This window comes from Microcystis ichthyoblabe FBCC-A1114 (genome assembly GCF_050500245.1).
Taxonomy (GTDB): domain Bacteria; phylum Cyanobacteriota; class Cyanobacteriia; order Cyanobacteriales; family Microcystaceae; genus Microcystis; species Microcystis ichthyoblabe_A.
The window spans coordinates 915,299-937,469 of the sequence record NZ_CP191408.1; the positions used below are offsets into that span (position 1 = coordinate 915,299).

General features: G+C 43.7%; 17 protein-coding genes and 3 pseudogenes. 9 read left to right on the forward strand and 11 right to left on the reverse strand.

Annotation, left to right across the window (positions count from 1 at the left end):
- Positions 1 to 4: 4 nt before the first annotated feature.
- On the forward strand, positions 5 to 1,804 hold the full coding sequence (locus ACQY1Y_RS04360) for an SLC13 family permease (protein ID WP_430014058.1): 1,800 nt from the start codon (positions 5 to 7) through the stop codon (positions 1,802 to 1,804).
- Between the two features lie 55 nt (positions 1,805 to 1,859).
- On the opposite strand, the gene ACQY1Y_RS04365 is transcribed toward ACQY1Y_RS04360, so the two are convergent.
- The 3 genes from ACQY1Y_RS04365 to ACQY1Y_RS04375 form a co-directional block, all read right to left on the reverse strand.
- The gene (locus ACQY1Y_RS04365) at positions 1,860 to 2,396 is read right to left on the reverse strand and encodes a tetratricopeptide repeat protein (protein WP_002735092.1); all 537 of its coding nucleotides are present in this window, start codon (positions 2,394 to 2,396) and stop codon (positions 1,860 to 1,862) included.
- A gap of 189 nt (positions 2,397 to 2,585) precedes the next feature.
- Positions 2,586 to 3,368, reverse strand: a complete 783-nt coding sequence (locus tag ACQY1Y_RS04370; protein ID WP_193979102.1) for a transporter substrate-binding domain-containing protein — start codon at positions 3,366 to 3,368, stop codon at positions 2,586 to 2,588.
- A complete protein-coding gene (locus tag ACQY1Y_RS04375; RefSeq protein ID WP_223210873.1) occupies positions 3,365 to 3,445 on the reverse strand; it encodes a hypothetical protein in 81 nt (26 codons plus the stop codon). Before ACQY1Y_RS04375 ends, ACQY1Y_RS04370 begins: the two co-directional genes overlap by 4 nt.
- 345 nt (positions 3,446 to 3,790) lie before the next feature.
- Between ACQY1Y_RS04375 and ACQY1Y_RS04380 the strand changes: the two genes are divergently transcribed.
- Complete coding sequence (locus ACQY1Y_RS04380; RefSeq protein ID WP_002736785.1) at positions 3,791 to 6,718, forward strand: DEAD/DEAH box helicase; 2,928 nt, start codon at positions 3,791 to 3,793, stop codon at positions 6,716 to 6,718.
- A gap of 14 nt (positions 6,719 to 6,732) precedes the next feature.
- Here ACQY1Y_RS04380 and ACQY1Y_RS04385 read toward each other — a convergent pair whose 3' ends face one another.
- Entirely contained in the window at positions 6,733 to 7,686 is a 954-nt protein-coding gene (locus tag ACQY1Y_RS04385) for a tetratricopeptide repeat protein (RefSeq protein ID WP_430014059.1), read from the reverse strand.
- A gap of 297 nt (positions 7,687 to 7,983) precedes the next feature.
- Between ACQY1Y_RS04385 and ACQY1Y_RS04390 the strand changes: the two genes are divergently transcribed.
- Entirely contained in the window at positions 7,984 to 8,493 is a 510-nt protein-coding gene (locus ACQY1Y_RS04390; protein ID WP_002737400.1) for a YceD family protein, read from the forward strand.
- Between the two features lie 62 nt (positions 8,494 to 8,555).
- Here ACQY1Y_RS04390 and ACQY1Y_RS04395 read toward each other — a convergent pair whose 3' ends face one another.
- Both ACQY1Y_RS04395 and ACQY1Y_RS04400 read right to left on the reverse strand, forming a co-directional pair.
- Complete coding sequence (locus ACQY1Y_RS04395; protein ID WP_002755579.1) at positions 8,556 to 9,518, reverse strand: glycosyltransferase family 9 protein; 963 nt, start codon at positions 9,516 to 9,518, stop codon at positions 8,556 to 8,558.
- A gap of 110 nt (positions 9,519 to 9,628) precedes the next feature.
- Positions 9,629 to 10,231 (reverse strand): M23 family metallopeptidase, encoded by a 603-nt coding sequence (locus tag ACQY1Y_RS04400; RefSeq protein ID WP_002738195.1) that lies wholly within the window; start codon positions 10,229 to 10,231, stop codon positions 9,629 to 9,631.
- A gap of 180 nt (positions 10,232 to 10,411) precedes the next feature.
- Between ACQY1Y_RS04400 and serS the strand changes: the two genes are divergently transcribed.
- Entirely contained in the window at positions 10,412 to 11,695 is a 1,284-nt protein-coding gene (gene serS / locus ACQY1Y_RS04405) for a serine--tRNA ligase (RefSeq protein ID WP_002792682.1), read from the forward strand.
- Positions 11,696 to 11,750: 55 nt separating this feature from the next.
- Here serS and ACQY1Y_RS04410 read toward each other — a convergent pair whose 3' ends face one another.
- Positions 11,751 to 12,911 carry a 2,3-diketo-5-methylthiopentyl-1-phosphate enolase gene (locus tag ACQY1Y_RS04410; protein WP_430014060.1) on the reverse strand — a complete coding sequence of 387 codons (1,161 nt, stop codon included), beginning with the start codon at positions 12,909 to 12,911 and terminating at the stop codon, positions 11,751 to 11,753.
- A gap of 279 nt (positions 12,912 to 13,190) precedes the next feature.
- Here ACQY1Y_RS04410 and ACQY1Y_RS04415 point away from each other — a divergent pair, with 279 nt between their 5' ends.
- From ACQY1Y_RS04415 to ACQY1Y_RS04430, 4 genes and pseudogenes are all read left to right on the forward strand, one after another.
- Entirely contained in the window at positions 13,191 to 14,309 is a 1,119-nt protein-coding gene (locus tag ACQY1Y_RS04415) for a peptidylprolyl isomerase (protein WP_002735469.1), read from the forward strand.
- 541 nt (positions 14,310 to 14,850) lie between these two features.
- Positions 14,851 to 16,443, forward strand: a complete 1,593-nt coding sequence (locus ACQY1Y_RS04420; RefSeq protein WP_002792685.1) for an ArnT family glycosyltransferase — start codon at positions 14,851 to 14,853, stop codon at positions 16,441 to 16,443.
- A gap of 109 nt (positions 16,444 to 16,552) precedes the next feature.
- Complete coding sequence (locus tag ACQY1Y_RS04425) at positions 16,553 to 17,017, forward strand: DNA phosphorothioation-associated protein 4 (RefSeq protein ID WP_002738176.1); 465 nt, start codon at positions 16,553 to 16,555, stop codon at positions 17,015 to 17,017.
- Positions 17,018 to 17,144: 127 nt separating this feature from the next.
- Positions 17,145 to 17,568: pseudogene (locus ACQY1Y_RS04430) on the forward strand (transposase); the annotation flags it as partial.
- Positions 17,569 to 17,714: 146 nt separating this feature from the next.
- Here the strand turns inward: ACQY1Y_RS04430 and ACQY1Y_RS04435 are convergent.
- Positions 17,715 to 18,994 (reverse strand): annotated as a pseudogene (locus ACQY1Y_RS04435) (IS1634 family transposase); the annotation flags it as partial.
- Positions 18,995 to 19,132: 138 nt separating this feature from the next.
- Positions 19,133 to 19,527, reverse strand: a pseudogene (locus tag ACQY1Y_RS04440) (DUF4277 domain-containing protein); the annotation flags it as partial.
- Between the two features lie 640 nt (positions 19,528 to 20,167).
- On the opposite strand from ACQY1Y_RS04440, the gene ACQY1Y_RS04445 reads away from it, so the two are divergent.
- Complete coding sequence (locus ACQY1Y_RS04445) at positions 20,168 to 20,788, forward strand: metalloprotease (RefSeq protein ID WP_104396311.1); 621 nt, start codon at positions 20,168 to 20,170, stop codon at positions 20,786 to 20,788.
- Between the two features lie 51 nt (positions 20,789 to 20,839).
- Here the strand turns inward: ACQY1Y_RS04445 and ACQY1Y_RS04450 are convergent, their stop codons facing one another.
- Entirely contained in the window at positions 20,840 to 21,010 is a 171-nt protein-coding gene (locus ACQY1Y_RS04450; protein WP_002776166.1) for a hypothetical protein, read from the reverse strand.
- Positions 21,011 to 21,098: 88 nt separating this feature from the next.
- Positions 21,099 to 21,827 (reverse strand): Bax inhibitor-1/YccA family protein, encoded by a 729-nt coding sequence (locus tag ACQY1Y_RS04455; protein ID WP_002776167.1) that lies wholly within the window; start codon positions 21,825 to 21,827, stop codon positions 21,099 to 21,101.
- Between the last annotated feature and the right edge of the window lie 344 nt (positions 21,828 to 22,171).

Consider the following 22,171-nt stretch of genomic DNA (forward strand, 5'->3'; position numbering starts at 1 on the left):
ATCAATGCCAACACCAATTATTCTGACTTTAACGGTTTTAGTCGTTGCTTTAGTCGCTTTTGTGGCGGAATGGCTACCGGTAGATTTAACCGCTTTATCCGTGGCGATTGTCCTGATTCTTTTGGGTTTAGTTACTCCCGAAGAAGGTATCGCCGGCTTTAGTAATTCTGCCACGGTGACAGTGATGGCGATGTTTGTGCTTAGTGCCGGAATTACCCGCACGGGAGTGATTCAAGTAATCCGCGATCGCTTGTTGGTTTGGGGGGGCAAAAGTCCCCACCAACAGGTATTTGTCCTAGGGGCATTGGTGGGGCCGATTAGTGCTTTTATTAATAACACGGCAGTGGTGGCGATCTTTTTACCTATCGTTGAAGATTGGTGTAAAAAACAAAAAATTTCCCCTTCTAAGTTATTAATTCCCCTTTCCTACGCCACGGTTTTAGCGGGGATGATTACCGTGGTGGGGACTTCTACTAACATTCTCGCTAGTGGTATTTCTGCCAAGCTGGGTTATGGGGAATTTAGCTTATTTCAATTCACTGCTTTAGGATTAGTAACTTTTTTAGCAGGGTTGATTTATTTAACAATTTTTGCCCCGAAATTATTACCTGATCGCAAATCTTCCACGGGGGAATTTTTAGACGATGATTACGGTTCTAAAGTATATCTGAGTGAGGTAATTATTAGCCCTCGTTCTAATCTTATCGGTCAAACTTTATCTCAAAGTGGACTACAAAGAAAGTTTGATTTTGATGTGTTGGAATTAATCAGAAATAAGGTACATTTACCCCAACCTTTAGCCGATAAAGTTCTCAATGCTGGCGATATTTTAATCGTTCACAGTAGTCGGGAAGAACTATTAAAAATTAAGGATGAACGGGGTTTAGAAATCTTTGCTGATATCAAATTTCAACAAGAAGATATTGAATCGGCAATTACTACAGGTGAGGAAAAATTAGCTGAGGTTTTGATTCTCTCTAATTCCCGTTTAATTGGGACAACTTTAAAAGATTTGAAATTCCGTCAGCGTTATAATGCAACAGTTCTAGCGATTCGGCGTGGTTCGGAATTACTACAAGGAAGATTAGGAAAAATTCCTTTAAAGTTTGGCGATTTGCTCTTAGTTCAGGGACCTAAACAGAGTTTTATTGGTTTACAAACCACGCGAGAATTATTAGTCTTAGAAGAGAAAGAGATCGAATCATTGCGAAAGGATAAAGGCATTATTGCTTTAATGATTACTTTGTTGGTGATTATTATTGCTGCTTTTGATATTCAACCGATTCTCGTCACCAGTTTAGTTGGAGTGGTTGTAATGGTAATTACTGGCTGTCTAAAACCAGGGGAAGTCTATGGTTCCATTCGTTGGGATATTATCTTTTTATTAGCGGGTTTAATTCCCCTGGGTACTGCCATGGATAACTCAGGAACGACTAAATGGTTAGCAGATAATTTAGTAGCTATCGGCGGACATCTTTCGGGGTTTTGGATCTTAGTTTTCTTCTATCTAATTACCTCATTTTTAACTGAAATTCTCTCTAATAATGCTGCCGTCGTGTTAATGATTCCCGTCGCCGTGGAAGTGGCGAAAACTTTGGGTTTAAATCCTTTGGCTTTTATGTATGCTGTCACCTTTGCTGCTTCTAATAGTTATCTAACACCGATTGGCTATCAAACTAATACCATGGTTTATGCACCAGGCGGCTATAAATTCCTCGATTTTACCCGTTTGGGTGCGCCCCTAAATTTAATTTTGACGATTTTAACCCCTAGTTTAATTGTCTTGTTTTATGGCTTGAAATAAAGAAAGAGATCGAAGAATATTCGATCTCTAAAAAGAATTTGATCAGTAGTCAAAACTATTTCGATTCAGCGAAGCGTTTACGCAGGGATTCGGTGCGCTTTTTCGCCACGGTATTATTAGGATCAAATTTGAGAGTTTCTTCGTAGGTTTCGAGAGCTTTTTTGGCCATTTGTTTCTTTTCGTAAACATTGCCAAGATTATTGAGAGCGATCGAGTATTGAGGATAAAGTTTAATTGCCTCTTTGTAGTTACGAATCGCTAATTCCAATTGTTCTTGGGCAAAATAGGAAAAACCGATCGCATTATAGATTAGGGCTTGATTTTCTGGTTCGATGCTTTCTTCCTCAGAGATTTTTAAAGCCTTTTGTAGTAAACTCAAAGCTTGAACATAGAGTTTTTTATCCAGATAAAGACTCCCTAATTCATAGTATTCTTTAGCTGTACCTTTTTCTTTTTGCAATTTCTTTTGTAGCTTGTTAAAGGTTCCTTCCACTCGACGGGTTTTAAAGATTTGCACGATGACAAAAATTCCTAAACCAATCACGAAAATTAGCAATCCAGAAACGTAAATAAGCGGCAGGGTATCTTCCATAATTAGCGATCGAGCAATTAATATTTTTATACTTATTCAATCAGATTATAGCAGGATTTAGTCAGTTATCAGTGATCAGTGATCAGTTATCAGTGATCAGATTTGAGTTTTCAGTTCACTGATTACTGTTCATTGCTCACAGCAAAAAACTCCCATCTCCCCACACCCCGCACCCCACACCCCATCACCCTATCTCCCCATTTCCCGAATTCTCAGGGGTAAACCCCAATAGTTCAGCCGTTCTGCTAACCAACCGGTGGATTCTAGCCGCTCGATCGCTTGGTTGACGCGTTCTCGGAGACTTTGGTACTGTAAACCTTTAGGGAGAACGACTCCTAGAGCGATCGCACCCAACTCGATCGGTAATTGACGATAATTGGGGAATTGCTGCACCCAACCAGTTAAAAGGCTATTATCAGCCGCAAAAGCGTCTATTTCCCCGGTTTCCAGTAAATTTAAAGCTTCTTGATAGGAAGCAACCCCGCGCAGGATAGCGTTAGGCAAATTGGAACGCACAAGGGCGATTGTCGTCGATCCGTTGAGTACGGCGATTCTAGAGTTAGCTAAGTCTTCTAAACGATGCAATTGCGGGTTTTTCGTCACAAAACCGCTGCTATCGAGGTAATAAAAGGGGCTAAAATCCACTAAGCGCTGACGTGCAGGAGTAATCGCCACACGAGCGATCGCCAAATCCACCCGATCATCAATAACCACCTGTAAACGTTCTTGATTACTAACGGGTTTGAGAATAATAGCACTGTCAGAACCGAGAATTTCTGACGCTAGACGTTTAGCGATGTCGATTTCCAATCCTTGCAGATTCCCCTGAGAATCAAGGAAAGCGAGGGGAGGGAGATTATTTTTGACAGCGACAATTAATTTTCCCCGGCGTATAATTGTATCGAGATCGGCACTAAAACTTGGGGCTACACCTAAGAGCAAAAAACCAAGAATAAATAACAAATTTTTCATACTGTTTTACCTAAACTAACTCGATTTCTACCTTGATTTTTAGCGGCGAACATGGCATGATCAGCCCGCTCGATCACCGCCTCTAGATTATTATCTTTAGGGCTAAATGTTGCGAAACCGAGATCAAAGCAAAACTACTGCCAAAAAGAAAATCTAGTCTCAAAAATAAATGCAGGTAAAAATAATTGCCCAAATAGCCTAAAATAATTGATATAACCAACAGGGGCAATGATTTGTTACCCAATCTGGGCAGGTGCTTTAATGCCATGGCGAGCTAGTGGTGATAGAAAAAAAGTCATTCATTATAACCATTGTAAAGGTCAATCCGCCTCTAGTTTCTAGAAGTCTGCTTTTTTCGACTAGAATAAAAAAAGCCAGCCAGAATAGCCGCAATTTAAAAAATTTCTCCTCTTAGACTTGACGTGAAAGAGTCCCTCAACCCTACTTCTTTGGATCTCAAAACCATTTTTCCCTTTAAACTCGACGACTTCCAGCAATCGGCGATCGCTGCTCTCGCTGCCGGTAAATCAGTGGTTGTCTGTGCTCCCACCGGTTCCGGCAAAACCTTAATCGGAGAATACGCCATCTATCGCGCCCTAGAAAGGGGCAAACGGGTTTTCTACACCACTCCCCTGAAAGCTCTTTCTAACCAAAAATTCCGGGATTTTCAAGAAAAATTCGGTCGTACCCCCACCGATGGCGATGAGGATTCCCCGCTGCTCTTTGCGGAAGTGGGATTGATTACCGGCGATGTGGTGATTAATCCCTCCGCGTTAATTGTAGTCATGACTACAGAAATTTTTCGCAATATGCTCTATCAAACCCCAATCGGTGAGGTAGGCACTTCCCTAGAAAACGTGGAAACCCTAGTTCTCGATGAATGTCACTATATCAGCGATCGAGGTCGCGGCACCGTTTGGGAAGAATCAATTATCTACTGTCCCCCTAGTATCCAATTAGTCGCCCTCTCCGCCACCATCGGCAACCCCGGGGAACTCACCGACTGGATTAACTGGGTGCGGCAACTGCGTCAACCCAGCGACAATAAACAGACCTCCAGCTGCGAGCTAATTAACTCCGATTTTCGCCCCGTCCCCCTGCGCTTTTATTTCGCCAATAAAGAGGGATTATTCCCGCTGCTCGACCCAAAACAGAGCAAAGTTAACCCGAAACTACACTCAAAAGTCGGCCACGGCAAACCCCGACGCTTAAAACGAGAAGATTGTCCCACCATCGCCTCGATTGTCACCACGCTGCGGGACAAGGATATGCTCCCAGCTATTTACGTCATTTTCAGCCGCAAAGGTTGCGATCAGGCGATTAGAGAGCTAAAAAACCTCAATCTCGTTAATCCAGAAGAAGCTAGAGCCATTTACTACCGTTTACTCATTTTCTTCCTGGAAGATAATCCTAATCTGCAAGAACTCGCCCTTTCCTTCTTTGCCGTCGAAAATCCGCCTTTACACCAGAAATTACTGGCTTTTTTCGCTAATAACCCCCAGTCTGAAGATCAACTCCTCAGCCTCTTAACCGCCGACCCCGAGACGAAAAACCAACTGTTTGAATTCCTGGCTAGTGCTTCCCAATTGGTGCGGGCCGACCAAGTGGAACCCCTCACCCGGGGCTGTGGTGTTCACCATGCCGGGATTTTACCCCTCTGGAAAGAATTAGTCGAACAACTCTTTGAAGCTGGTTTAATTAAAGTGGTTTTTGCCACCGCTACCCTCTCGGCCGGGATTAATATGCCCGCTCGTACCACCGTTATCTCGGCCCTCTCCAAACGCACCGATGATGGCCACAGTATGCTGACTCCCTCGGAATTTGTCCAGATTGCTGGCCGGGCCGGTCGCCGGGGAATGGACGCGGTGGGCCATGTGGTGACAGTACAAACGCCCTTTGAAGGAGCAAAAGAAGCGGCTTTTCTAGCCATCGCTCAACCAGAACCCCTGCAAAGCTGTTTTGCGCCCAGTTACGGCATGGTCTTAAATCTCCTGCAAAAACACAGTCTAGAGGAGACCAAAGACCTCTTAGAGCGCAGTTTCGCCGAATATCTCGCTCGTTTGAAGTTAAGCCCCGAACGACAACAGATTACCGCCTTAACCACCGAATTAGCTAAGTTGGATATGGAATTAGCTGGTATCGAGCGGGAGCAGGTCTTTAGTTACGAAAAGCTACGGGAAAGACTGCGGGAAGAAGAAAGACTGTATAAAATCCTCGCTAGTCAGGCAGAGGCACAGAAAAGACAGGAAATACATCTAAAATTGCCGAATATTCCCGTCGGAACTATCCTCCATCTCAAGGGCAAACATATTAAGGTCCCCGTCCCCGTCCCCGCTATCTTTGTCAATACCCTGCACGGCGCTGGTCAAGTGCGAACTCTTGTTTGTTTAGGCAGTGATAATCGCTGGTATTTAGCCGCCTATGCCGATATTAGCGAGATAGATCGAGGTTTTCTCACTCCTGCGGCATTAGGCGAACTGATACCCCCTTCCCTAGAAGCTGTTTCCCTAGGGGGTTGGCGCAAGGGTGAGGAAAATACTCAGGCGATCGCCGATTTAATCCCCCAACAAGTGCAGGGCATCCCACCAGTGGCGGAACTGGCAACACAATCACAAAAAATTGAAATTGTCAATAGTCAAATTGCCGCTCATCCCCTGCAAAAACGCAAAAATCCAGGGCGATTGATGAAATTATACTACGATCGAGAGATTGCTCGCGATAAGTTACACAAGACCCAGATTAAATACCAAAAACAACAATCGCGTAAATCCTACTACTGGGAAGAATTTCTGAATCTAATCGAGATTTTGCGAGAATTCCAAGCTTTAGAGGGTTATTTGCCCACTCCCCTCGGAGAAGCGGCGGCCACTATTCGCGGGGAAAATGAACTCTGGTTAGGATTAGCGATGATGTCCGGAGATTTGGACAGATTGACGCCTAGCCAACTAGCCGCCGCCATCAGCGCTATGATTACGGAACCCCCTCGCCCCGATACTTGGTGCAATTACCCGCCTGTGCCAGAAGTTATCGATATTTTGCGACAAGGAGAGGGAAATTCCCCCGGTTTGCGAGAAGTTCGCCGTTTACTCTATCAAGCTCAATCTCGCTACGATATCACTATTCCTGTCTGGTTAGAAACCCAACTGATGGGAATTGCCTCCCGTTGGGCCCAAGGGACATCCTGGCCAGAATTGTGCGAAAATACCAGTCTCGATGAGGGAGATCTAGTGCGATTATTACGGCGCACCGTCGATGTTCTCTGGCAAATTCCCCAAATTCCCCGGGTTTCCCAAGTCCTTAAAGATAATGCCCGTCTCGCCGTCACAGCCATGAAGCGCTTTCCTTTGTAATATTGATCGCTCTTTTAAACAATGGGAGATGGTAGGGAAAGTAACTGTTGGTGGATCTGCTCGATTAGGGCTAAAATTTGCTGATAATTGTGGTGCAATCCCTGATGATAGAGGTGATTTGCTCCTTGATTTAAATCCGCTAAAGCTGATTGATAATAACCCAATTGATGCCGCAGTAATCCCCTTCTAATATAAGCATCGGCATAAAAAGGATCAATGGCAATCGCTCGATTTAAATGGGCTATTGATCGGTCGTATTCACCTAATTGGTGAGCGGTACAAGCTAGATTATAGTAGGCTGAGGCGTTATTTTTATTTAACCGGAGAGCTTGATTAAAATCCGCTTTGGCTGAGGTAAAATTGTGGAGGGCTAAATGAGATAAACCTCGATCATTATAAATAGTGGCTAAAGTGTCGGGTTGCCAGTTAGTAATTTGACGCAAGGATTGATTAAAATCGGCTAGGGCAAGGGGATAATTTTTCATGGCCGACTGAACTAAACCCCGATTATAGTAGGCTTGATAATAGGTGGGTTTTAGCCGGATAGTCTGGTTATAATCGGTCAGCGCCTGTGGATAATCTCCCAAACGATAAAAAGCTAAACCCCGATGGAAATAGGCTAGATAATTATCGGATTGCTGTTGTAAAGAGCGGGTGCAGTCTTGCCAAGCGTGGAGATAATCCTGCAAATAAATCTGAGTTAAACAGCGATTACTGTAGGCTAGGGCCAAGTTATTTTCCCGTTCGATCGACTGATTGAAATCCTCCAAAGCTTGCTGATAATTACCCGCCTCTAGTTGTTCAATTCCCGATCGCAACCAGTAGGATAAATGTACTGATTGAGCTGCTTTTCCCTGCCGAGGCCATCCCCCCAGCACAAGCGAGCAGAGCAGTGCAACCATAACCAATCCACCGAGGCGAGGAAGAAAATTTTTCAAAACCGTTGACATAGGAGTATCTTTGTGCATATACTCCCAATTCTGAGGAAACTTTCTCGATCGATCAACAGACAGCCTGTCAAATACAGTTATCAGTGATCAGTGATCAGTTATCAGTTATCAGATGTGAGTTTTCAGTTCACTGATTACTGTTCACTGTTCACTGAAAATACACCCCACACCCCACAGTCTAGAACCGGTCTATGTCTCTAGAGGTCGGGGCTGCGATAAGCTAATAAAGGAAAGATTGTCACCGAGCAATTATGGTGGCGTTACTCGCTAACGCAGTTGACACCCGATAACCGATAAATGATACAGGAGTTATCTATGGAAACTATTTTTATCCCCCACCTCCTCAAATCTCCTGATCGACAAAGAGTGATCATCATCGATAATTTTATCCCCGGTCTAGAAACCTTGACACCGGTGCGGGGGACCTTGCTGGTTAGACATGGGGGGAATTTTTTGGAAGTATCGGTGAAAGCAGAAACCATCGTCACCTTAACCTGCGATCGCTGTTTACAACAATATAATCATCGTCTGCAATTAAACACTTCCGAATTAATCTGGCTAGACAAAAATAAAGACTACGATAGCTCCTATCCTCTAGAGCGAGAAATAGCCTACGAAGACCTCTCGGAAACCCTCGATCCTAACGGGGATTTTGACCCGCAAATGTGGTTATACGAGCAGTTATGTCTAACTTTACCTCCCCGTCAACTCTGCGGAGCTAATTGTCAACCCCCCGATTTTCTCCTTCCGGAAAAGACTGCCATCGATGGTCGTTGGGCCTCCCTAGAATCCTTGAAAAGTCAGTTATCTCAATCGCAAAATTGAGCTTTGATGCTGATTTTTTTTCGGGTTTCGATCCCAGAGAAAAGCGATCAAAACCCGATTTTTTACTGGCCCCAAATCTTTTTCAGGACAGTTTCGGGGGTAATATCGGCGACTTTTCCCGTATTAGCCTCAATATATCGATGTAGCTCTCCCCCACTCGGTAAAACTCTCTTAGACAACGAAGGAACCAGCAGAGAGAGGGTATAGGTTCCCACGGCCACGGCTAACTGTAAAGGGACACTTTCGGTAGCTAATAATAAATTAGCACCGGCGATCATAGCCGCCATTTTACCGATATCGCCCGTTCTCGACACTTTTAAGTTATTATCCATGGCTTTGAGGGCTAAAACCCAAGCTTCATCCAATTCTCCCTGGATCGCGACAATTGGTAAATCCGGTTGTTGATGGCGAATGCCTTGGATAATTTCTAGCCAACTCTTCAGGGGATAAAGCGTTTCCAGTCCTTGGCTGATGCTCAGATCGCTACCGCCGGCGTAGAGGAGAATATAGCCGCTATCCTTGATATTGAGGCGTTGCTGCTCCATTTCGGCCCAATCGATATCATCGCGATTCAAGGTTAGTTTTAAAGGTGGACAGGGTGCGGCAATCTTTAACCCTTTGACCAGTGCGTGATAATTATCCGCTAGATAGCCTTCCGTTGGCTGGGGTACTTGTTGCGATAAGAACCAGCTGCCATTATTTTCATAGCCTATACGGTTAGGAACACCATTTAACCAGAGTAAAAGATTGATAGCAGGACGATTGGTGAGACTAATGGCGATTTCGTACTCCCGGTCCCGAATTACTCCCAAAATATTTAAATAATCCGCTAATCCGTACTGATCTCGATAGTCAAATAAAAGCACTTCCCTAACCTGGGGACAGAGACGATAGGCAGCCTTTGCCCTAGGTTCGACCAAAACATCGATAGTACCTTGGGGGTAAGTTTGCCGGAGAGTTTCTAGAGTGGGAAAAAACAGCAGTTGATTGCTAATTCCTCCCGGTACAAGGGTTAATATTCGCATTTTATCTGGATATACCTGAATCGATCAGCTTAATTTTAGCAGTGTCCCTCGTTATTCACTAAATCTGGGCAGCGATGTTTTTTCTCAACAGAATGCGATCGCAGATTCTCTTAACTATTACCCGAAGGATTAGAACCGTACATAGCATTTAAAACCAAAGCGGGGTCAACGTATTGATTGCCGTACATCAGTCCCCAGTGCAGGTGTGGTCCGGTGGTGCGTCCTGTCATTCCCACTCTAGCCATGCGGGCCCCTGCCGGTATATCCTGACCGAGAGTAAGGACGATTCCCCCTGACCTATCAATCAAAAAAGTACCACGGCTATCGGATTGAACCGAACCCATGAGATGACAATAAATATGCGTCCATTGACCGGATTGCATCTTAATCATGGTGCCACAGCCTGTATGATCGGATAATTCGACGATTCTGCCGGTCCACCAATTGCGAATATAACTGCCCAAGGGTGCGGCCAGATCTAACCCGGCATGAAATTGTTGACTGCCATCCATGGGAGAGAAACGATAACCGAAACCGGAGGTGTAGGTTTGAAAGTTTTCCACGGGGAAGGAGGCCCCGGCCCAAGCATTTTGAGCTATGAGGGTGGGATTAGCTTTAACGGGGTGTAAACGGTCAAATCCTAGAGAAATTAACGTGACAAGACAGCTAATCGCTAAAAAACGCAGGAATTTAACAGGCAGATATTTGAGCATGAGACTTACTCCAGACACCACAATTAAATATACCGCTAATTTTACCGGCGGCTTTTAACCGATATTTTAGTTAAGTTTTGAGTTATTATTGAGCATTGGTTAGAGATTGACAACATTTCCCCTCGGGCTGCCGATTCTCCGACTCCCCCACTTAATTTTTACTTTTTACTGACTCGTACCATGTTAGACCTAAAGCAAATTAGAGAAAATCCAGAGGAAGTACAGAAACGCTTAGATAGTCGGGGAGGTAGTTATGATATTGCCCCTATTCTCCAGTTAAATCAACAACAGAAGGCTTTAGAGTTAGAACGCAGCAGTTTACAGGCCCGGGGTAACGAAATCGGTAAACTGGTAGGACAAAAAGTGAAAAGTGGCAGCGATGTCAACAGTCCCGAAATCTTGGCAATGAAAACAGAAGGAAACGAGATTAAAAGTAAACTAGCTCAATTAGAACCGCAGGAAAAAGAGATTAAAGCGGCCATTGACCAAAAAATCTTAGATTTACCCAATTTACCCAGTGAAACCACTCCCATCGGTAAGGATGAACGGGAAAATGTCGAAGTCAGACGCTGGGGAGAAGAATATAAACCCACCAACCCGAATATTTTGCCTCACTGGGAAATTGGGGAAAAATTGGGCATTTTAGACTTTGAACGGGCAGTAAAAATCGCCCAGAGTCGTTTTGTTAATCTTATCGCCCTCGGGGCAGCCCTAGAAAGAGCTTTAATTAATTTTATGCTCGATCGCCATATTGTCGCCGGTTATACAGAAGTTTTACCGCCAATTCTGATCAATAGTGACTCCCTGCGCGGGACGGGACAACTGCCAAAATTCGCGGAAGAAAGCTTTAAATGTCGAGATGATGAGCTTTGGTTAGCACCAACAGCAGAAGTACCCGTTACTAATCTCTATCGCGATGAAATCCTCTCATCGGAGCAATTACCGATCAAACACTGTGCCTATACTCCCTGTTTTCGTCGGGAAGCGGGCAGCTATGGCAAGGATACGAGGGGCTTGATCCGTTTGCATCAATTTAATAAGGTGGAAATGGTCAAAATCGTCCATCCTGACGCTTCTGCTCAGGAACATGAAAGTTTAGTCGCTAATGCAGAGGCAATCCTGCAAGCTTTACAGTTGCCCTATCGGGTGATTGAATTGTGTAGCGGTGACTTGGGTTTTTCGGCGGCCAAATGTTATGACTTAGAAGTGTGGCTACCTTCGGCTAATACCTATCGGGAAATTTCCAGTTGTTCTAATTTTAGAGACTTCCAGGCACGACGGGCAAATATTCGCTTTAAAGAAAAAGGGCAAAAAGGCACTAATTTTGTCCACACCCTCAACGGTTCGGGATTGGCGATCGGTCGTACTATGGCCGCTGTCCTAGAAAATTATCAACAGGCGGACGGGACAGTAAAAGTGCCGGAAGTGCTGCAACCCTATCTAAAACGGCAAGTTATTTGTTAAATTTTCTAAAAATGCTTGACAAAATACTTGTATAGTGCATTTGAAAAAGTTGCTCTTAACCCCACTCTAGAATTGCCTGTTTTAAGGCTCCTTCGGGCAAATTGGCGGGATCAAAAGACTCACCCGCTTCTATTCTGGCTAAAGCTTCAAAAAAAGCCCTGACACCACTGGCTGGTCCCGATGGGTGATCCATAATTCCGGTTCCCGCATTGAGGATAACATTACGTCCGTAATCCCCAAGGACCTGGGGAACAATACCGGGACGAATACCGGCCGAGGGAACCGGAAAAACGTTTCTATCGCGCAAAATATCGCGAATTTTGCCCTCCTCCTGGGGATCGAAGGGTAAACTACCGTAAGCGGCGGGATATAGCACCGCATCGGCTCCTGCGTGGGCCATCATCGTCCCCAAAACCACAGAATAGGCTAATCCCGTATCGCTACCGGCACACATCGCTCCAGCAAAGGCAGGATGGGCGAAAATGGGAACATCGATCGCCGGATCACTGGCTAAAGCTTCTAAAACGGAAAAACCGTAGGTAAGAACGTTTAATAACAGGGCATTAGCGCCATGTTTCACCAATAAACGGGCTTTTCTCTGCAATTCGTCCGCTTTTCCGGTGACATTAACCGCATAGAGAACATTTCTACCGGTTTGCTGCCGCACTTCCTCCAAAACCCGACGACAACAATCTAGGCGCTCGTGGGTGGGAGCTACGGGAAGATCCGCCATGATTTCATCATCTTTAATCACGTCTAAGCCAGCGAAAGCCACTTCTCGCAGGATATCGGCGTGATCTTGGGCCGATAGTCCTAAAGCGGGTTTAAAAATTGCCATAACTAGAGGTCGATCATAAACCCCCAAACGTTGCCTAATTCCTGTGATTCCTAACTTGGCTTTTGTGCCGTAGCTTTCGGGTAGGTACACCCCCACCACTTTTCCTGCTCCAGCCATGGAATATTTGCCGAAAATCATGGTTAAAAGACTGGCGATGTCATTTTCAACGTTTATCTGGGGAAAACGCACCCTAGCCACCTTATAACCGTCTGCTTCCTCCCTGATCTCCACCACTTCCGCTAGGTGTTGTTGCAGCTGCTTTTGACGATGACTGTGGCGCTCGCTCCAAGTGCCGGCGGTTTGACCGATAGCGATCGTTTTTGCCTGTTTTTCGGCATTAATAGCGGGAGGAAAGCGATAATCGACAATTATAGTCATAAAAGGTAAAAAAAGGGAGTGGGAATTATAAATTATAAATTATGAATTGGGGAAGAGGGGAGCTTTTTTTCAGTGTTGCCAAAGGCACGGCGTAGCCGTCCAGTAAACAGTGAACAGTAATCAGTGAAATGAAAACTCACATCTGATAACTGATAACCGATAACTGATAACTGATAACTGATAATGGCTTCGATCGGTTTTCTCAGCTATTGACAAGGGTTCCCCTAAAAGCCTACAAGTATTTTGGATAGGTATGGCCATTGAGGAACCGACCAAAATATGAAAATAAAGACAAGATTACGGGAATGGGGCAAATTTTTCTTAAAAAGCGGTGCTAGTATTGCCTTGGCACTACTTTTAATCTTAAGTCTGTTCACGGTTAAGGGGACTACTCCTGCTTTAGCTGTGCTTGCTCAGGGTGACGCGGTAACGGATCCCACTGCTATTTTACGCAATGCCTTACCCATAGATAATAAACCAATTCGTCAAGTGCAACAATCGATCGAAGATATTGCCAAACATCTGCGGGCCAAGCGTTGGAGTCCGATTAAAAAAGATGTCAAGGATGCCAATTATGCCCTTTCTACCAAAAGCAAGGCTATCTTAGATAGTGTTCCCGAAGCAAGTAAAAGCCAAGGGGAGGAATTAATCGAAAAACTGAAAACGGGAGTGGCAGCCCTCGATACGGCCGTAGAAGCAAAGGATAAAGAGGCAGTTTGGTCAACCAGACGAGAATTGCTCAATAATATCACCGCTTTAGAAGAATTAATGGTGGTGGGTTTTCCCTTTAACGTTCCCCCGGAATACGCTAACTTGCCGCAATTGCGAGGACGTGCCACCGTAGAGATGCAGACCACCAAAGGAGATTTAACCATCGTTGTGGATGGTTACAGCGCTCCGATTAATGGGGGTAACTTTCTGGATTTAGTCCAACGGGGTTTTTATGACGGTTTACCCTTCATTCGCAGCGAAGATAATTTCGTTGTCCAAACCGGGGATCCCGTCGGTGCAGAAGAGGGATTTATTGACCCGAAAACTAAGCAATATCGCTCTATTCCCTTAGAAATTTTGATTAAAGGGGAAGAAGAGCCAGTTTATGGCAATACTCTCGAAGAATTAGGGATTTACTTACCCAGTCTCGCCTTGCCTTTTAACGCTTTTGGTGCATTGGCCCTAGCGCGTCCGGATACCAATCCTAACGGAGGTTCCTCGCAATTCTTTTTCTTTAAATTCGATAATGAATTAACTCCTCCGGGGTTTAATCTCATGGATGGTCGTTATTCGGTTTTCGGCTATTTAGTCGAGGGAAAAGAGGTGTTAGAAGAACTTACCGATAAGGACAAGATTATCACCGCTAAAGTGGTTTATGGCTTAAATAATCTCGTCCAACCTAGCTAGGTTGGCGTTTTTAACTAGGTTTTGTCAAGGCAAAAAATTAGTCAACATAGGGGAAGCATCTCAGATTCTGGGCGCTTCCCCCGATACTCCTAGGATCGTTTCATTCTCTCATCGGAATAAATATCTGAAAGTTTTTCAAAACGTCGTGCTTTGTAGGTTGATTCATAAATCAACCTAACTATGAATCAACCCTTGATAAGGGGGGTACCTGACAACTTTTAACACCTACCTACTTAAGATTATTAATTCCGCAATCTATCGCCCTGATTATTATTGCTTTGATAGGGGCAAAAGTTATTTAATTAACATCAGTTTTATCTAAGTTCCCCTTTCCCTTAATCCTCGTTCATATCCCCAATCAGCAACGCCTAGGGAGAGTTTGCCGATAGCCAAGGGCTAAGAGATGACAGAGTTGGTGATATAGTAACTAAAGATCACATTTAAATCTAACCTTGCCATAGATGCACAAATCTCGAATCTGGCAACCCCAAAAATCTCCCGTCTCTAACATCAGTTTTAGCGATGAAATGAGGTAAGAATTTTGACCAAAATACTTAGCGATCGCATTGCCGTTTATCTGCTCATCGGTGGACTCCTGTTTAGAATCATCATCGCCCTGGGGCTTTATCCGGGGTACGATGAGGCCTATTATTACGTTTACAGCCATAATCTGGATTGGAGTTATTTCGATCATCCGCCAATAGTAGCGATTTCCACGGGTTTTGGGACTTGGATCACGGGATTAGTCAATCAATTTACCATTCGCTTCGGGACTCTCCTTTTCTATACTGGCAGCCTCTGCTTGCTATATCTGACAGCTTTAAAATTGTTCAGTCTGCCAGTCGCCAGAATGACTTTAGCGATCGCCACTCTCATCCCCATCTATGGGATTGTCTTCGGGATTCTTTCGCAGCCAGATAGTCCTTTAATCTTTTTTTGGTCATTAACAGTCTATTTAGCTGCCCAAGAATTCTGGCCAATTCGGGAAAAAAACTATCATCCTAGCTATCGTCTCGCTTATATTGGACTTGCCGTAGGATTGGCGGTTTTAAGTAAATATCACGGCTTTATTTTGGGCTTTGGTTTAGTTTTATTTTGTCTGACCACTCCCCGCTATTGGCCTGTATTTAGATCCCCTTGGTTGGGATTAGGATTTATTCTTTTTTTGATAACTTTATTGCCGATTATCTACTGGAATATTAACCATGATTGGATTTCCTTTCGCTTTCATTTAGAAGACCGTTTTTCTGGAGAACCCAAAACCTTTAATATTCTCGGTATTCTCTCGGTTATTGGCATTAGTATCGCCACGATGTTTCCTCCTTTTGGTCTGCCGATGTGGTGGGTGACATTTAAAAGCTTTGCTGAACAAATTCCTAACTTTCTCTCGAAAAAAAGATTTTTTCAGCGAGATGAAGAATCAATCAAAAAATGGTTAATTCTCTCGGTTTCTCTGCCTTTAATCCTGGGAATGCTTTATGTGGGTGCTTCCCACTATCTCGCCCCTAGTTGGATTTTACCCGGGTTCTGGTCCTGCACAATTTTATTAGGAGAAAAGGCCAATACTTGGCAGCAATCTTCTCGAATCTGGGTAAAAAGATGGTTATGGGGATCGGGAATTTTTATCGTTACTGTTTTATCTATAGCAATGCTTCACGTTACTTTTGGCACTTTCCAAAAACCTAGTCAATACGCAATTTTTGGGGGAATTATTGCCCCAGAACAGGACCCTTCTCGGGAAATTGTCGATATCGATCAACTGCGCCAAGGCTTTGCTAATTCGCCCGAATTATTAGCCCTCTTAAAAGATTCTAGCTTCGTTTTTACCCATAATTTTTATGTGACAGCATGGCTAGATATGGCTCTTTATCCCCTAGTTCCTATTCCCGTCACCTGTTTTAACAACGATCAAAGGGGTTATCAAATTTGGTTTAATCCTCAAGAATGGATCGGTAAAAATGGTTTATTAATTACTACAAATAGTTCTCTAGAAAGACCAGAAATAATCGATCGCTACCGTCCCTATTTCCAAGATATAACTAAAGTAGCTGTCATTCCGATCAAGCGAGGTGGTGTCGCCATCGAACAATTTCATGTTTACCAAGCTAAAGGACTAATTAAAACTTATCCTTAAAGCAGTTATCAGTTATTGGCGGATAGGGGATAGATAAAATAGTTCATAGATACTGATAATTTCTATCTCCTGAATTTTGTAAACTTTTTTACTTTTTACTTGGTAAATAATGTCCATTCATCGAGTGCGTATTGCTAGAGATAAAGGGGAATTTGTCCAGTCCTTAGTTAATTTTAATCAGGGAATTGGTCCTTTTCAGACCTATGCTGATGTCATCGCTTTTGCGGCGGCTTTAGGGGTAAGATATCAAGAGAGGGTGGCCATAGAAAATGTAGCGAAGGAACCCTCACCTATTAACCTAGAAATTTTTATTTCTCGTGGCTACGATACCCTAATCAAATTATTGGCAGTCAATGAATTGCAAGACACAAAAATTCTTTCTCCCCACGGGGTAGATTCGGAAGCTTTGCGAGTGACAATTTTCGAGGAATATGCCAACGCCGGTTTAGCAAGATTAGAACGAGAATTGCGCGGTGCGGTGGATTATACTGAAAGATTATTGTTAATTATCAGTCAAGAACGTTTTCGAGAAATTACTGCCACAACGGAATTCGATTTAGGCAGATTTTTGTAGTAGAAATCGCCAATTCAAAAATGAAACGCATCAACCTCAAGAGTTGTCAAAGAAAGGCTCATCAGGTACTGTCTGATCATTAACAAAAACAAATCAGACCCAAAAACGAAGCCCTCAACATCTTAACATAGAACAAAGAAACTTGCTCTACCAACTTAGTCAGGAGGGGAATTTATCTCAACGGCAAATGGCCGTCTGGCTCGGATGTCATCAAAGCACGACCAGAGCGAGAATTAAGAAGGAATCAAAGTTCCCTAGGCTGCTATCTACCTGACACAGCAGAAGCTGAAAGCGAGACGCGCACCAAAAATGCCAAACAACCCTTTAAAAATGTCAGCGAGTTAGCCTTAGAGTTGGTCAAAGAAGGATTGAAAGATTATCATAGTCCCGAACAAATAGCAGGTCGTCTGAAAAAAGCTGGTCAAGAATCGCTCAGTCATGAAACCATCTATCCCACATTCCGCACCCTAAGTGTCACAACGTCTCAAAAGAGGAAGGGGCGTGAGTCAAAATACTTATCTAGAGGAGTGAGTTGGCGGCAAGCTGCCGGCAACTAAGCCGAAAATTTCAGGGTTCCCCCAGTAATTCTCAATAAACAGTGCTTATTGAGAATTACTGGGCAATCAGACTTAACATCTAGGGGGAGATGTTCGAGTAGTGCTTAAGTTTTATTACCCCTTGAAGTCAATACCTCTCGTCAAGATAAGAGATAATATTCTTGGCAAGGTTTGGGAAAAAATCTCAAAATGTTGCGCCTCTCATCCGTTAAGTTGCTAATCTTTTGATTGTCTTGAATAGGTCGGAGATGAATCCCTTGAAAGTTCTGAAATATCCAGCGTAATGTTGGTCTGTCAGTTAACTTACCCAACTGATTTTTCAGTCCCGTCTCCTGCTGTTTTAAGTTCAGACGAAGTTGTCTTTGACCAATAGTATAAACCAGCAGGTACAAGCCCATGAGCATGGCCATGACCTCGATTCTATGGGGAGATTTGAGAAAGACACTGTGGGCAAAAAAGCAGGAGTCTTTGAGAAAAGAAAATCCTCTTTCTGGAGCTTGTTGCCCTTTATATTTTTTGAGTATATCCTCACTGCTCAATCGTTTTTTCTCCAATTCGTTAGTTGCTAAAACAAATTGTCCTGCTCGTTTCTTTAGCCTCTCAATGGCTGGCAAATTTAACTCTAATTCGGCTTGAACTTGATAGCTTTGAGAGGATAAATCGTCTTTTGATTTAAGTTTTGACTGCTGGGACTCAGGCGGAATGAGATTGACTTTAATCTCCGTTAACTGATGATATTTTAAGAAGTCAGATAATCCCTTGAATATCGCCAACGCCACCGCTCTATTCTCAAATTCTCTTCGGGATAGTTGGCGGATTTTTTCTTGGACAGAATTCTTTTCTTGCTCGATTTTTTTCTCTAATTTTTTCAAGTCTGATTCTTGTCTAGCTTGACTTTCAACTAGCAAACATCTTTGTTCTATCCCCCCATAGTTAGAGCTTGTTTCCCGCCAGGAATAACCCGGTATTTCTGAATCGGTTAACTCTTTTTCTGAGATGCTATCGACTAACTTTTGAGCCTCTTTAATGCTGAAGGGGACTCGAGACAACCAACGCATTTCTCTCATTAGTTTTAAATTCTCTTTGCTATAGAGGGCGCTATCGCCGACTATTAAACTGTCAAAGTCAACTTGTTTTTAAATTCTCGGGCGATTTGACCAAAAACCGCTTTGTCCGCTTCATTTCCGTCCCCTACTTTCAGGAATAAAGGTACATCTCCATCCCCACTTACGATTAAGTCAATCATAAATTATTTTAAGTCAGGTCTTCGGTCGCGGGAGTATCCGTAGGTAATTTTTATTGGCTTTTGTCTGGTTTCAATTTCTTCTCCCACTGCTCCTGATTTCAGGATTTCTACTGTTGGGTATTCCTTTTTATATTCTCCTTCTACTGATAGAGAAGTCGAATCTAAATGGGAATTCTGGCTCTTCTGGTTTCTGTGTGGAAACGAGGTCTATACTGATAGTTTCTTCGACAAAATAGTCCTAAAAGTGTTACCCGATAAGCATTTCACGATTCCATAAGCAAAAATTATCACACAAAGTCGAGAAGAGCCGAATTCTCGGTTGCTACACCAAATTTTTTCACGGCGGCTAAACTAATGAGTAGGAAAATGACCGAAACATTAAGTTGATAAAGTTTGTCCATTACTCGACCAATTTTATCATCATTTAATTGTTTGGGTTCGATGCCCTCTCCCAGCAGATGTTCGGTTGCTTTATCTTCAAAAAATTGAGGAAATAAATACAAGTCCCAGGAGACAAATCCCAATCCATTCAGGATAATTGCTTTGACGACTTGCCCCGCTGTGACAATTTCTCCTCGCTCAATTGAGACTTGTTCGTTGATAATTTCAACGATTCCTATTTCATCGATAATTCCGGCTACTAATCCCAGATGGTCTAGATTTTTGACTTCAATTTCTGTTGATTGATTCCTGGTCGAACAGTCCACTCGCCTCAGTTTTCCAACAATTCCTATTTTTTCATAATTAGGGCTTGCTGAATAAATCTAAAAACCTTGTTGGATAAGGCTTTTAGACTTTTTTTCCCTCAAAAAGTGCCGACCATTGGAGGGATCGGGGGTAAAATTCAGGTACTTTTTCCCTGAAAATTAGGTAACTGACTACCTCAAAATCGGTAAAACCCTACACCCCACACCCCACACCCTGCCCCCACCAACAAACTTTTTCAGCAGACCCTAATTAGGGGTTTCAAGACCCCCCTAGCTGGTGCCGAGAAAACCTTCACCAGCTAAGTATTTTTACTCAAGTCTCTGGAGGGGGATAGCTTATGTGACAGTTGAGGGTGCGGAATGTGGGATAAATATTTTACACAATTCATACCAGGTAAGCAACAGAGCTACGCCACTACTACCGAATCATTACCGAAAAACTTTTTCAGCAGACCCTAAGTGGTCGTGCCAAATTAATTTCCTAAACCTTGACCAGAAATTCTGTAAACTTCGATCAAAAGCTGCGTAAATTCTGTATTTTCTCTGGAAGTCTTAGATATAGCCTTTAGAATTGTAATCGTAGCGCTAGGCTAATTCAGATCAATTAAACTTTTTCCTCACTCCCGACTTTGTTAGTATCATGAAACCTAACTCTGGCCGTAAACGTTTATTATCCCTGATATCTGCTGTTTCCTGTAGTTCCCTCTTGATTTTATCCCCTCTAGCCCAGAGAGCGCAAGCAGACGATATTACGGATGCCCTAGAAGCGGTAATTGAATATACGGCTCAATTACACCAGATCAATTTTAAGTATTTGTTAAGTGATGGCCCGATAACCACTCCCTGCGGTGTAATTTCCCTAGCGGCTTTCTGCACTGTAGATAATACAGTTTACGTCAATCTCCAGCAAGTCACTCGCATTAGTGATAATCCCCTATTTCCCCTTTACGCCGTCGCTCACGAGGCTGCTCACGCTGTTCAGTGGAATCGGGGTATCGGTGGCATCGATGAAGGTGGAATGAGCATCGGCATTGAATTACAGGCCGATTGTCTAGCGGGAGATACCCTTTCCTGGTTATTTACCGAAGCAAGAAGTTTATCCAAACAGGATTATATAATAGCAGGAAAACTTCTAGCGGAAGCGGCCTCGGAAGTGGGCGATTTTGAAGCTCCCAATAACTCCCACGGCACACCACAACAGCGAGGTGATTCGGTCTTACAAGGATTCTACGGGGAAAATCATCAAGCCTGTATGCGTTAACTAACACTCAAGGCTCTATTTCCCCTAGAATGCTTAAAAAAGTTTAAAAAACTACTGTAACCCTAACCAAGATAGCAGACCTTGGCCAGTTAGATACTCGATCAACAAGGTGATCACAAAACCAATCATAGCGGCTCTACCGTTGAGGCGCTCGGCATAGTCATTAAAACCAAATTTGGGGTCTTCTAATTTGGGAGTTTGAGTCGGTTGTGGTTCAGGCATAATCTTTACAGTCCGTTTACATTTCTTTACTATTCTAGCGGAGTTAGAAGTTAGGTTGTAACTAATTTCTAACTCCTCCCTATTTGCCCTAATCCCGACCGTTAAGAGCGATTAAAAGGCGCAGAATAAAGATAAATAGGTTGATATAGGTCAAATACATCGATAAAGCAGCACTGAGATACTGTTCATCTCTGTAGGTACGGGGCAAGATGTAAAAGTCCACCACTGCCGAGCCAGCAAACAAGAAAACCCCGATGCCAGAAATAGCGATTTCTAACCAGGTGGGAGTACCGCCACCAAAGATAGAGAAAATTAGCTGACCAATGAGAACAATAAAAAGAGCGAGAATACCGATGCTAACGGTTTGAGTCAGCGCCAAACCATCTTTTTCCGACAGATTCGAGCCGATATTGCGTCCCAACACAAAAGCGAGGCCGCAACCGAGGGCAGCAATTGCCACTCCTCGCAAACCAACACCGGAAGTACCTAGGGCCACATAGACGATTCCACTGAGAGTATAGCCAGAAAGAAGACTATAGAGAGTCAGCAGGGGCAGAGCAGTGCTTTTATTGCCGCTTTCCGCACTACTACGCGCGACAAAAAATAAAATAATCTCGGCAACCAGGGCGACAAAGAAAGTCGGGAAGAAAATCTGGGGATAGGATTGGATCACACCTAAACCGCCATAGGTTCCCACCGCAGTTAAAATTAGACCACCACCGAGATAGGGCAGGGCCTTGGGGATAACATTGGGGCCGATAAGTGCTTGGCTTTTAGCCTCGCGTAAAGCTTGGCGAAAATTACTGGTATTACTCATGGTGATAGGGTGCGAGATACTTGTCTCAATCAATCTTGTTAAACAGGAACTATTCTTGATTAGTTCGTCAAGAATGGCGAATCGGAGGGAAGAAAAAAAGGTAAATTTTTCCCCCGGCATCGATTCCCTCTTAATTGTAACGAAAAGACTAGGGATCGAGCTAAGTAGGTAGGTATTAAAAATTGTCAGATACCCCCCTTATCAAGGGGGCGGGGGGGATCGACACCCCCCTTATCAAGGGGGGATCCCCCCGCCTATCGGCACCCCCCTTATCAAGGGGGGATTAAGGGGGGATCGAACCGAAAATCTATTTTCACCCCTCTTGACGGATCAAGTTACCGTAA